Below are 12,802 nucleotides of genomic sequence, written 5' to 3' on the forward strand. Positions count from 1 at the left end.
GTGCCGGTCTGGGTGGCCCACCGGCCGAGCCAGACGGCTCCGTTGATTTTCGTGCGGGCGCCGTAGATCGCCGCCTTGGTCAGCTCTCCGCGTTCCGCCGATCGGCGCAGGTGCCGCAGAAGATGCCAGCGCGCGTAGCGGCCGACCAGCCCGGCGTCCTCGGCTCCCCAGCGGCGCGAGGGTGTTGCGCCCCGGGTCTATCGGAGGCTCGGTGTGACCCGTTCGCTGTCGCGTACGGGGGCTTGGTGTGAATCGTTGTGATGCTGTTCGGCTTCGACGGGAGGGATCATGCCGATGGCGCCGTGCAGGCGGCGATGGTTGAACCAGTCGATGTATTCGGCGACCGCGAACTCGAGGTCGTCGATAGAGCGCCAGGGGCCGCGGTGGCGGACGAGTTCGGCTTTGAAGAGCGAGTTGAACGCCTCGGCGAGGGCGTTGTCGTAGCTGTCGCCGCGGGATCCGACCGAGGCGACCGCGCCGGCTTCCGCGAGCCGCTCGGTGTAGCGGATCGCTCGATATTGCACTTCTCTGTCGCTGTGATGGGTGAGGCCCGTTGTATCGCGTCCGTCGCGCTGACGGGTCCAGATGCCCATCTCGAGGGCATCCAGGGCGAGGTCGGTTCGCAGGCTCGTCGACAGTTGCCAGCCGACCACCCGCCGGGAGAACACGTCGACGACGAACGCCGCATAGACCGAGCCGGCGAACGTGCGTATGTAGGTGATGTCCGCGACCCAGAGCTGATCTGGCGTGGTCGCCGTGAACGCCCGCTCGACGAGGTCCAGCGGCAGCTCCGGGTCGCCGGGGACGGTGGTGCCGGTCCTCGCCGCCGCATCACGCCGCGCAGTCCATCGCGCCGCATCAGCCGTTCCACGGTGCAACGAGCGACCGGGTGCTCCTCTCGGCGCAGCTGGGCATGCACCTTCCGGACGCCGTAGACGCCGAGGTTCTCAGAGTGCACCCGGCGGATCTCGGTGAGCGTCGCCTCGTCGCTGACCGCTCTCGCGGACGGCGTCGCGTTCTTGGACGCGTAGTACGTCGACGGGGCGATCGGCAGCTCCTGGCAGATCGGCTCGACCCCGAACTCGGCTTTGTGCGCGTCGATGTAATCGACCATCAGCTGTGTGGGCGGTCGAGCTCCGCCGCGAAGAAAGCCGACGCGCTGCGCAGGATCGCGTTCGCCCGCCGCAGCTCACGCACCTCACGCTCGAGGTTCGCGATGTGCTCGGCGTCGTCCGTGGACCGGCCCGGTCGCAGACCACCGTCCACCTCGGCGCGCTGCACCCAGCCGCGCAGCGTGTCCGGCGATATCCCCAGCTGCTGCCCGACCCGAGTGCACGCGCCGCGGCGACCACCGTCCTCGTCACGCGCAGCGAGCACCAGCCGAACAGCACGCTCCTTCAACTCCGGCGGATACTTCTTCAACTTCGGCATGCTCCTCATCCTTTCGGGATGTCAGGAGCCTCCACCAGACCCGGGGCGCAACACGGTGGCGCCCCTCGCCCTTGCCCCTCGAGTGGGGAGTGGGGCAGGCGTCAGATGCTTCATGGGTGAGGGACTCCACCGGTTGGGGATCCCGCAGAGACCGGTCGGGGACGGATCGTCGGTGTCGCAGCGGGAAGGAGCCTCTTGGATCGTCGTCTCAACGACGCCCCAAGAGGTCCGCTACTACCGGAACAGCTCGTCGATACCAACGCTCTCGCCGGCACCGTCGCTACCCGCCGCCGAGACCCGGCGTCGACGGCCGGTCAACACCAGCCCACCGCCGGCACCAAGCAACAGCAGCGCCGCGAGGAGCACCGACATCGAGATAGTCGCACCCGTGTTCGGCAGATTCCCACCAGGTGGCGGCTTGGGCACGTCGTGCTCGGTGCACAGCGGCGACTCGTCGACGCAGACCGGCGGCTCGCCGGTGATCGCGACGACGTTGCCGAGGTGGTGGTTGCCCTGCTTGTCGTAGGCGTTGACCTTGACGGTGTAGGTGACCGTGTAGACCTCGCCGGTCGGCACGGCTCCGGTGACCCGGATCGTGTCGCCGTTCGCGGTGGCCGTCAGGTTCTCGTGGGAGACCACAGGGCCTGCGGTGAGAGTGGCGTCGTCGAGCACGTCGGCCATGTGGTCGGTGTAGTCGACAGCCACGTCAGCGGCGTCGGGGTTGGTGCCCCTGTTGGTGAAGGTCAGTGTGTAGGTGACCTCCTGCCCCGGGTCCACCTTCGAGCCGGACTTCGGGTCGCTGGACTTCGCCACGTCCAAGTCGGAGACGTGGTTGTAGGTGCAGTCCGGGCGCTCCCCATCGGCGGGCACGCAGGTCTCCGGCGGCTCCTCCCCGTTGGGTACGAGGAAGTTGTCCAGCCGGTCGTCGCCGCGCTGTCCGTCGGGCTTCACGGTGACCGTGTAGGTCACCGTGACGACCTGGCCGGGTTGCAGTGTGCCGGTGACCGTGAACCTGCCGTTCTCGATCGCCGATGCAGTCAGCGCGTCGCTGGATGCGACAGGCTGGGCCGTGACGTCGGCGTCGTCGAGGACCTTGGTGAGGACGTCGTCACGGTTCACCTCGACCGGCGCCTGGCCGGTGTTCTCGAAGTGCAGCGTGTACGTCGCCGTCTCCCCCGGGCGCAGGGTCGATCCGGTGGTCGGGTCGACCGTCTTCCAGTCGTCCAACTCCCCGATCGGATGCTCCGTGCAGTACACATCCGGCTCATCGCACTGCGGGTCGGTGGTGCCGGTCTTGGCGACAACGTTGCGCAGCCGGTTGTCTCCCCGCTCGCCGTCGGGCTTGACGGTGACGGTGTAGGAGACGGTGACCGTCTGGTCCGGGGCGAGCGTGCCGGTCACCCGGACCGTCCCGTCCTCCCCGGAACTCGGCACCAGGGCCGGGTCACTGCTGACCGGCGCACCAGTGAGGTCGGCGTCATCCAGCACGGCGGCGAGGTTGTCGGTGTAATCCACCGGCCCAGCCGCGTCACCGGAGTTGGTGAAGGTCAGCGTGTAGGTGACCTCCTGGCCGGCCTGCACGTCCGATCCCGTCTCCGGGTCTGCGGTCTTGGACACCTCGACCAGCGGCAGTTGGGTGACCGTGCAGTTCGGGTCTCCCTCGACGCATTCCTCTGGCGGGTTCTCGCCGGTGGGAACGTGGAAGTTGTCGGCCGTGTTGTTGCCACGGTCGGCCTCCTCCTTCACCGTGACCTGGTAGGTCACGGTGATCGTCTGCCCGGGCGCGAGCTCACCGGTCACGGTGAACTGCCCGCCCGTGACGTCCGAGACTGTCAGCGCATCGTCCGATGCGGCCGGCGGCGTGGTCAGGTCAGCGTCGTCCAGGACATCGGTGAGGATGTCGGTGTGGTCGACGTCGATCGGCCCCTGGCCCTGGTTGTCGAACGTGAGCGTGTAGGTCAGCACCGTGCCCACGTCCACCGGGTCGGTGTCGGCCGAGACCGACTTGCCGGTCAGCAGTCGCCCGATCGGGGTGACCGTGCAGTCCGGTCGTTCGCCGTCTTCGGGCTGGCAGACCGGGTCTGTGGGCGGTTCCTCATCGGAGTTGAGCAGGAAGTTGGCTGCGATGTCATCGCCGCGCTCCCCATCTGCCTTCGCCGTGACCTGATAGGTGACCGTGTACGTCTCACCAGCCGGTACTTCGCCGGTGATCGAGATCCGGTTGCCGTCACGGGTGACGTTCAAACCGTCCGCGCTCGTCGGCTCGGTGGTGACGTCGGCGTCGTCGGTGACGTGGGTGAGGTCGTCGACCTCGTCAACGACAGCTGTGCCCTGCCCGGTGTTCTCGAAGAACAGCGTGTAGGTCAGCACCGTCCCGGCCGCGACCGGGGTGGTGTCGGCCTCGACGGCCTTCCACGACTCCAACAGCGGCACCGGATGCTCGGTGCAGAAGACACCGTCGATGCCGCACTCCGGGTCCGTGGTACCGGTGGGCGCGAGCACGTTGCCCAGCCGGTTGTCTCCCCGCTGACCGTCCGGCAGCACGGTGACCGAGTAGGAGACCGTGACGGTCTGACCCGGCTGAAGCTCGCCGCTGACAGCGATCGTGTCGTCAGCGTTCAGCCCCACCGTCAGCGCTTCGTCACTAGCCTCCGGGCCCGCGGTCAGAGTGGCGTCATCGAGTACGCCGGACAGGTCGTCGAGGTAGTTGGCTACGCCAACACCTTCACCAGAGTTGGAGAAAGTCAGCGTGTAAGTGACCTCTTGACCGGCGACAACTGTCGCGCCCGATTCGGGATTGGACGACTTCGTCGCCTCGATCACCGGGAGCGGGGTGCTCGTGCACTCCGTGGAGCCCTCCTCGCAGTCCACCGGTGGTGTCTCGCCTGGCTCCACCACGAAGTTGTCCGCACTGTTGTTCCCACGGTCGTCCTTGTCCTTGACCGTCACCTGGTAGGTGATGGTCGCGGTCTCGCCCGCGGCGAGCTCGCCTCCGATCTGGAATCGACCGTCGACAACTTCGGAGACAGTCACCGAAGAGGTGTCGGAGATGGGAGCGCTCGTCAGGTCAGCATCGTCGAGCACGTCGATCAAGACGTCCTCACGTGAGACGGGTGCTGTCGTCGTTCCGGTGCTCATAACCGTGACCGTGTAGGTCAGGACGGTACCGGCCTCGATTGGAGTCGACTCCGGAGACACGGACTTGGAGTACACGACCGCCGCGATCGGCGTCGTGGTGCAATCGGGAAGCTGCTCGTCGGCCGGACCACATTCTGGTTCCGTCGGCGGCTCGGTGATCGGGTCGAGGAGGAAGTTCGCCGCGATGTCGTCGCCACGCTCTCCGTCCTCCTTGATGGTGACCTGGTAGGTAACCGTGTAGGTCTCCCCGGCCGGAACGGACCCAGTGATCGCGATGCGGTCACCGTCACGTGTGACGCTGAGCCCATCGGCGGAGGTTGGCTCACGCGTGACATCCGCATCGTCAGTGACATGGGTCAGGTCGTCCACCGCATCTACGCCTGCGGCCGCTGCACCGTCGTTGTTGAAAAACAGCGTGTAGGTCAGCACCGTCCCCGCAACCGCCGACGTGCTCGAGGCCTGCACGTGCTTCCACTGTGTGAGCCCCGCACCGGGGATCTCGACGAAATCGCAGCTCGGCTCGCCCGGTACCGTCTCCGACGCCGGTACACACGCGAGGTTGCGAAGGAGCTGGTCCCCCTCGCCGGTGTAGGTCGCCGTGTAGGTGATCGTCGCTGACTCACCCGCCGCCAGCGCACCCGACCACGAGAGGGTGGGCTCGTCATACGACACCTCACCAGTCGACGCAGTCGCATCGTCGTTGTACGACGCGTCGTCCAGTACGTTCGACAGGTCGTCCGTCGCCGTGGCGGGAGCGCCGATCGTGTATGTGCCGGGGCCGACGTTGGTGACCGTGACGGTGTACTCGACCTGCTCACCGATCGCAGGCAACTCCGTACGGTCCGCTGTCTTCTGGATCCCCAGACGCGGCAGGAGATACTCCACCTCCGCGCAAGGTTCACCGGTCTCAGGATCGACACCCGCCTCCGGCGGGTCGCAAGCCGGAGTCTCGGGGTCTTCCGGATCGGTCGGCTCCCATGCGACGTTGCGCACATACCCGTCGCCCCCAACCTCCAGCGTGACCGTGTAGGTCAGTGTCACCGACTCGCCGGCGGCGAGAGGGCCGGTCCAGGACAGCAGCGGGGAGGCGTAGGACAAGTCACCGGGCTGGTCGGCCGTGGCGTCGTTGTTGTACGTCGCGTCGTCGAGAACTCCAGACAGATCATCCAGCAACGTCGCGGGAATCGCCTCGGTATAGTCGGCATCGCCGGTGTTGGTCGCCTTGACCGAATAGGTGACCGTGTCACCTGGTCGCGTTGACTCCGAAGCGTCTGAGGTCTTGGACACTGAAAGGGAGCGCGCAACGAGAGACTCATTCGTAACGGTGCAGATGATGTCATCGCCTACCGCAGGTATCACCGTCTTGTTCGCGCCCGATCCGCTAGGCAGTTGCGTCTCGCTGCCCTGCGCGTTGTTCACGCACGTCCAGTCTTGCGAATAGTTGGCCAGGTCGGTGGAAGATCCCTGCGTAGCCGCCTCCGAGAGCGTGAATTCCTGACCGTCCAAGCGCGGAAGAACGGTGATACGACCGGTCGTCGCCGAGTTCGTCGCCTCGGTCGACGCTGATCCCAGCGTCGTGCCCTCTGGGCTTGTGACAGCAACATCGAAGCTATCTCCAGGGTAGGCACGTGACGCCACCTCCTTGGTCACCGTGACTTTCGCCGTCTGTATGCCAAGCGCGATGCCGGATCGTTGCGGAGTGACCCAGGTCGTCGAGAACGTGGTCGGCGTATCGGCTGCGACCAAGAGCGCCGTGGACTTTCCCCCGGCCGTCGTCGAGGCGCCGGCGCCGACGCCCGCACATGACACCGTTGTCGTTCCCAGACCGGTCGGGGTCTTACAACCCCATGACCCTCCGGGCGCAAGCGTTTCGATGTCGTTCAGCGGACTATCCGATTGCCACGTGAACGACTCCCCGGCGACGTTGTCCTCGACATCGGCAACGACAAAGGAGAAGCCGGTCACCGGCTGACCGTCCACATCAGTCACGGAGATGTCATCGAGGGTGACCGTGGCAGCCTTAAGTGTCCCAACAGGCGCGGCTGAACTGTAAAGCGCCGGACTGCCCACGATGCCGCGATAGGCATCCGTCCCGAACGCGAACCGCGACTCGAGCGGAGTTGCTCGGGATGCTATCCCCATACGAGCTTCGCCCGCGTCTGTGACCTTCACGGTGAACGAGGCGACGTACCCTCCTTCCAGGGTGACTGTCATCGCCTGGCCATCACCCAACCGCGCTTCCGTCTCGTCGAAGCCAGCGAAGTCGAACCAACAGATGGTTGAGGCGTGCGCACCATTGTTGGGCTCGTCGGCAGCATAGGAGCACCCCTGTGCCGCAGCCTCCGCAGATGAGGCGAAAGCTGTTACGTAGACCAGGGAAGCAATCACTAGCAGAATCGCCACGATAGCGGCTGTCGACCGCCGCCTGATCTCCAACGTGCACAACGGCGACCGAGGGGCGAACGGTCGGGTCGATGCCGCGATGAGGGGGCTGCTTCGTCTCGCATGCATTGTTGTGTCCCTTAGTCGAGGCGCGGGTCAAGCACGTGGCTACACGCCCGTCGCCATCATCGGCACCGCAAGGCTGGGACAGGGGACGAGGGCCGAATCTCACCCGGCAAGATCACCCGGTGCGGTTACCGCCGTCGGCCGGTTGTTGATCACTGGCGCGGTTCGACCCACGATTCGCAGCGTCAGGTCGATTCGTTCTTGGCCCCGACCAGTTCGGCTGTTGGGTAAGCCTCGGGGTCGAGTGTCGGCGGTCATGAGACATCTCCCGGAGATGGCCATGGCAGCGAGAAACTCGCGTGCTTGTGAACAGATCCTCGGCATGGTCCCGAGCACGTCATACATCGGTCGCTCGACGTGCAGCGTCAGTCAGGGCGGCTTCGCACCCTCGCCAGCACCGCATGGCTCAGGCTGCCCTCACTTCAACCTGTCCGCTGCGACGACCAAGCGATGGAGGTCTCTCCCCCTCCATACAGGCGGCGCATCATGGCACGCGTGCACCTCCCGAACGAGCAAGCCGCGCCCAAGTGTCTCTATGTGGTGACGAGGTCGCTTGACCCGAGCGGCGGGGCCGGGCGCGCTGTTGCAGTAAGTGGAAGCCCACGTCCAACGCGTTCGCGTTCACCTGCGCCAGGCGGACCGAGAGAGCCACTCGCTGAGGACCACCGGGCCCCACACACCGTTCAACGGCCAGACCCGCCTAATCCCCGTCGGACTGCCGCGTCTATTGCCTCCGACCTGCTGGAGACGCCGAGTTTTCTATATAGGTTCCGCAGGTGGGTCTTCATGGTGTTAACGGAAACGAACAACTCCGCCGCGATCTCCTCGACGGTTCCCCCTCGGACCAGGCGAGCCAATACGGCACTCTCGCGTTTCGTGAGTCCGACGTTATCAACGACGAATGTGAAGGGGCTGGCGATGGGATCGCGCCATAGATCATTGGACACTACCCCACGGATCTCTTCGAGCATTGGCGCGCTGACGCAGGTTATCGGCAAGTGGTTTTCAGCCAGCCTCGCTAGGCGAAGCGCAGAAGTGGCACGTAGTGCTGCTTCCGCGCGATCCCCTGACCGCAGTGCGGCGATCGCGGACAGCAGTCCGCCGGAAATTCGGGCGCTTACAGGGGTGTTGTCTTCACAAGTCCGCCGCAAAGCCTGTTTGGCGTCAATAATGCGGCCGACGGCGAAGGCGCAGTTCGCCCGCGCGATTGCTACGTCAGGTCCGATACGCAAGGTTTGCAGTGACGCTTGGGATTCGAGGGGTCGCCCCACTGCAAGAAGGAGCTCTGCCCGGCAGGTCTCTAGTCGCTCCCGCCACCAGGTTGAGGCGGGATAGCGCTTCACTACGTCCAAGCTTGATTCAAGTTCAAGGAGTCCGTACTCCACGTCTCCGCTTGCGAGTCGAATGCGCGCACGCACCCACAGGACTGCTGGCCATAGTTCGAGTTCGGAGAGATCTGGTAGGCCGCTTTCGAGGATCGCTATCGCGCGGTGAACGTCACCACGATTCGCGAGTTGTAGCGCGTGCGCCAGCTGGCTTCCGACAGATATGATGCTGTCTTGCCAGTTTATGGGTAGGCGGGATTCTTCGATGGCGGCAAGGTACTGGGCTGACTGGCGTAGGTCTCCGTTCAGAGCGTGCATCAGGCTCATCAAGCTGTCGCGGTGGAGTCTACGTCTGGGATGATTGTCGTGGTCGAGAAGGCGCCCGGCATCTATGGCTCCGGTGATATCCCCGCTCAACGCCAATGTGATCATGCCCTGCAGCGCGGCTGCCGACCACTCCGTGGTTTCGTCCAGTTCCCCTTGCGGTAGGAATGCCAGCAGTTCTCGGAAGAATGTGTCGACGTCCTTGGCCGCACGTTCATACTGTCTTGAGGCTCGGTATGCGGCGAAGCGACCTAGGGCGTGCAGTATGCGCTGGGGGCCGTAGAGGTTTCGCGTCTGCCTCAAACTGCGGATTGCCATTTGTGCGCGGGCATGTGCGAGCGCGGGAACTTGAGCACAGTTCTCTACCAAGAGCACACTCTGCATGAGTGGAAGTTGCCAGTCCGCGGCGAAACGAGATTCCGGTAGATGCTCAAGCAGCGTGAGACATTCCTTTGATCGCACTAGGCTCAGTTCTGAGAAGTTGCGAGCAAAGAAGATGAAGATCGACTCGTCCATGTTGGCGTCCAGCGCGAGTTCGAGCAGGTCTATCGGATCTGATACATCCTGCAACGACGCGAATGCAGCTCGACGGATCTCTTGCGCTTCCTCTGGAGCGAGTACCGCCTTTCGACGCTCAAGCAGAGCCGCTCGAACCAGCGCATGGAAGCGAAATGCTGCGACCCCGGAGAGGCGTTCGATTCTCCCAAGGCCGGATTTCTCGAAATTCTCGATGACATGCCAGGGTTCATCGACGTCATGTGAGATTGCGTCACTGAGGTTGTGGGTGATTTCGGGACACAGAGCGGCCGCGCATGCGAAGCGTTCCTCTTCAATCGAGGAGAACCCGGGTAGCGACTGTCTCACCGCGGTGAAGGTGTCCCTCAGAGATCGCCTAGAGGAAACTGGCCTAGTGGTATGTCTGTGGTCGTGGTCGAGTCGTGAGACCGCTAGGCGTGTCGCGAGGACGTGACCGCGGGTGGCGCGGAACACCTCACTCACCAGGCTTGGAGTCGCACCTCCGAGGACATCTTCAATGAGGTCGCGGGTCTCCGCATAGGTAAACGCTAGCTCAGCTGACCCGATCTTCTGTAAGCCAGCAGCGAGCATGGATGGATCCCGCTCAAGCGCAACGATGTCCCGGGTCGTGACGATAACTCGTATACCTGGAATGCCGCGGAACACATCGACCAGTCGGGCCTGAGTTCTTTCGGACACGAGATGCATGTCCTCGATGAGAATTGCTGCCGGTTCCTGGAGTTCGTTCAGCGCATGGATAACGAGACCTGGAAGTTCTTCGGACGAGATGTTCTCATCGCGATACTCGCGGATGAGGATCGCGATCCTTTCAGGAGCCAACACCCGCAATGAGTTGAGAGCCGTCCGCCATGCCAGTATGTCGTTCTGATCGCGATCGCCGAAGGCGACTCGTGCAATCAAAAGCGCCGCGTGACGTCTTGTCCAGTGCAGTGCAAGAATCGATTTGCCCGCACCGCCTTCCGCGCAGACAACAACTGGGCCCGAGGCTGCGTCGATCTTGTCCAGCAATCGGTCCCGAAAGATCCAACCTCTCTCAACGGCGTGATCAGTTCGGCTCCCGGTTGGAATATGAGAGACTAGTAAACGATCTGGGGAACGGTCCGCTCGCTTTTCACGCTTTGCATAGTGCTGCGAGACGCTATTAATCGGCACAGAAGTCCCTTCGCCTGATGGGCCTCCGTCGAGGCGACCGAGACATAGATGACCTTGCCTGCTGTCCAGCCCATCCATCTTGTGGCTGACACTCAGCCCAACTGACCCGGATCGTTATATGTAGCCGATCTCTTGTTGTGTGCCCACTCACGAACGGGTTGTGAACTGTTGGCGGCGAAACCGGAGTCGTTGCCGCGCGCAGACGCACAAGAGGTCCGTGCGATGGAGCGATCGAACTCCTCGGGGGCGGCGCGTCCGCCAGAACTGAGACTGGTTCGCCGATCGGCTTCCCGAGGCCCGGCATACCGGTGCGCGCACGTGGCGGTATCGAGGGGCGCCGATCACGGCGGTGCGTACGTTGCTCACGCTCTTCGCTGGTTCTCGCGATCGGTGTCAGACCCGACCGCGGCTCGGACAACAAGCATGCGGCTCTGTGCATGCTGGAGACATTCTTATGCGGACCGACCGCGCTCCGCCCCGCCCCCAACGCCGGTCCCTGCGTGGCCATCGGCGAGAGCCCCGACGTCGCCGGTCGCGCTCTGTAGGATCTCGTCCGCAGGGTCTCCGGCTGGGCAACAGAACATTGGCTCCGGGATGAGGGGATGGGTTCGCAGACATCACTCGAGTTTCTCATGATCGCCATGACAACGATCTGGAAGGCTGATCATGTCTTGTAATCTCGGGACACCTCTCGCGGACTAGCTGTAACGGTTCTGGTCGCGCCGCGGTCGCCGACGTACCTTATCCGGAACGGATCGGCGGCGAGATGGGGGCGCACCTCTACTCCTAGCAGCACGCGTAGCGCGCATGCCAGGCTTGTCAGCACCGGGCCCTCTTTGGTCCGCGGATTGGTCCACGCCGTGGGAGTCGTAGGCTGAGACTGTCGGCGGCGCTGCAGAACTGGTCGATTCCGGCGCTTGAAAAGTGAACGGTTGCGGGCTGACTCGCCCCGGCATGTCCGGAGAGTTGTTTGCTGGTGTCAGCCGGCTCTCTCGACCGGTTCGATGCGAGCGTAGTCGAGCTGCTCGACCTCGAGCGGTGTGAGGTCGTCGATCGAGCCGTGGGTGCGTTCGGTGTTGAACCACAGCACCCAGGACGCGGTCGCCGCCTCGACTTGATCGACGTCCCGCCATGGGCCCTCGTGGTGGATGAGCTCGGACTTGTAGAGCCCGATCTGCGACTCCGCGAGCGAGTTGTCGTACGCGTCGCCGACAGACCCGACCGACGCGTCGATGCCTTCATCGATGAGACGGTCGGTGAAGGCGATTGACGTGTAGACGCTGCCCGCGTCGGTGTGGTGCGTGAGCCCGGCGAACCCGGCGACGCCTTCGCGTCGGCGGGTCCACAGCGCCATGTCGAGGCAGTCGAGAACGAGCGGGGTAGTCATCGAGGTGGCGGCGCGCCAGCCGAGGATGCGGCGGGAGTGCGCGTCGAACACGAACGCGACGTACACCCATCCGGACCACGTCCAGACGTAGGTGAAGTCGGCGACCCAGAGCTGGTTCGTGCGGAGCCGGGCGAAGTGCCGATCGACGAGGTCCGCGGGCCTGGTCTCACGCAGTTCGCGATCGACGGGTCGCTTGCGGCGTCCACGAGTAACGCCAGCGATGCCCAGGTCTCGCATGAGCCGCTCGACGGTGCAACGGGCGATGTCATGCCCATCGCGCCGCAACCTCAGCCAGAGCTTGCGGGCGCCGAGCACCTTCCGCTGCTTCTGCCACGTCGCGAGGATGATCGGCTTCCACCGCTCGTCCGACACCTCCCGCGCCGAGGGGCCACGGTCTCTCGCGTCGTAGTAGGTCGATGGGGCGATCTTCACGCCGTGCTGGGTGAGCACGTCGCAGATCGACTCGACACCCCACCGCAGACCACCATCACGGCGGTCCTTGTGCTCCTCGATGAACGCGACTATCGCTTCTGTGGCCGGTCGAGCTCGGCCGCGAAGAAAGCCGAAGCCGCCTTCAAGATCTCGTTCGCGCGACGCAGCTCGGCGTTCTCGCGCTTGAGCCGCTTGATCTCCTCCGCCGCTTCGGTCGTGACACCGGGCCGGTCGCCGGCGTCGATCTGGTTCCGGCGGATCCAGGTGCGGATCGTCTCCGGCGACCCGATGCCGAGCATCTGCGCGACCGCGATCATCGCGGCGTACTCGCTCGGATAGTCGGGCCGCACCTCGGCGACCATACGGACGGCGCGCTCACGAAGCTCGCGCGAATACTTGCTGGGACGTCCCATGAGACAGATCCTTCCAAGGAATCATGTCTCCGGACATGCCGGGGCGAGTCACTGGCGCCCCGGCGCCGATGAAAGGGTGGCTCGCTCACCTCTTGACAGTCCCGACGCGCCTCTGCAATATGCGTGAGCATACAAATCTGACCACCATTCGACGG

3 protein-coding genes, 2 pseudogenes and 1 other annotated feature are annotated in these 12,802 nt (G+C 64.4%); of the genes and pseudogenes, 1 reads left to right on the forward strand and 4 read right to left on the reverse strand.

The window, feature by feature from the left end:
• Window positions 1-197: 197 nt before the first annotated feature.
• Window positions 198-1,431, reverse strand: a pseudogene (locus BJ991_RS13035) (IS3 family transposase).
• Window positions 1,040-1,153: a sequence feature (AL1L pseudoknot), on the reverse strand. Its footprint overlaps the pseudogene before it by 114 nt.
• 234 nt (window positions 1,432-1,665) lie before the next feature.
• Window positions 1,666-6,972, reverse strand: coding sequence for a DUF7927 domain-containing protein (locus BJ991_RS13040; protein ID WP_179490639.1), 5,307 nt, complete (start codon window positions 6,970-6,972; stop codon window positions 1,666-1,668).
• 573 nt (window positions 6,973-7,545) lie between these two features.
• Between BJ991_RS13040 and BJ991_RS18475 the strand changes: the two are divergent.
• A pseudogene (locus BJ991_RS18475) lies at window positions 7,546-7,736 on the forward strand (IS256 family transposase); the annotation flags it as partial.
• Window positions 7,737-7,760: 24 nt separating this feature from the next.
• On the opposite strand, the gene BJ991_RS18480 reads toward BJ991_RS18475, so the two are convergent.
• Window positions 7,761-10,271 carry a helix-turn-helix transcriptional regulator gene (locus tag BJ991_RS18480; RefSeq protein ID WP_179490641.1) on the reverse strand — a complete coding sequence of 837 codons (2,511 nt, stop codon included), beginning with the start codon at window positions 10,269-10,271 and terminating at the stop codon, window positions 7,761-7,763.
• Between the two features lie 1,123 nt (window positions 10,272-11,394).
• Window positions 11,395-12,647 (reverse strand): IS3 family transposase gene (locus tag BJ991_RS13050; RefSeq protein ID WP_179488225.1). Its coding sequence is split into 2 segments (ribosomal slippage): window positions 11,395-12,365 and window positions 12,365-12,647, totalling 1,254 coding nucleotides; the frame shifts between segments, so codons are not numbered across the junction.
• Window positions 12,648-12,802: the final 155 nt, after the last annotated feature.

The organism is Microbacterium immunditiarum (assembly GCF_013409785.1).
In the GTDB taxonomy this organism is placed as follows: Bacteria; Actinomycetota; Actinomycetes; order Actinomycetales; family Microbacteriaceae; genus Microbacterium; species Microbacterium immunditiarum.